The sequence below is a fragment of the Methylobacterium sp. Leaf89 genome, assembly GCF_001422215.1.
In the GTDB taxonomy this organism is placed as follows: Bacteria; Pseudomonadota; Alphaproteobacteria; order Rhizobiales; family Beijerinckiaceae; genus Methylobacterium.
In genome coordinates this window covers 301882-302177 of record NZ_LMML01000004.1, presented here as the reverse complement: position 1 = coordinate 302177, position 296 = coordinate 301882, and the positions used below count along the sequence as shown (strand labels likewise).

General features: G+C 68.2%; 1 protein-coding gene. It reads right to left on the bottom strand.

The genetic code is table 11. The features are described 5' to 3' along the window. The coding region (locus ASF18_RS24480) for a transposase (RefSeq protein WP_244472545.1) at positions 1 to 296 on the bottom strand (296 nt) is incomplete at both ends.

Here is a 296-nt window from a genome sequence, read left to right as displayed (position 1 = left end):
GATCCGCATCGTCTCGTCGGACTGGTAGAGCCGCGGCGTCAGACCGTAATGTGCCCCAACGCATTGCGAGCGCCCGAACCGAGCCGGATTGTCGACGCAGGTGCGGTAGGTCAACGCCACGATCGGCCCGACGCCAGGCGCGGTCATCAGCCGCCGGCAGATCGGATCGGTACGGACCTGGTCCAGCAGCATCTTGTGCAGCTTGGCGAGCTGGGTCCGCAGCGCGGAGCGTGCCTCTAGCAGCGGCAGGACCACGGCCGCGACGAACGGCAGATCGAGCACGAGGTCGCGCACGC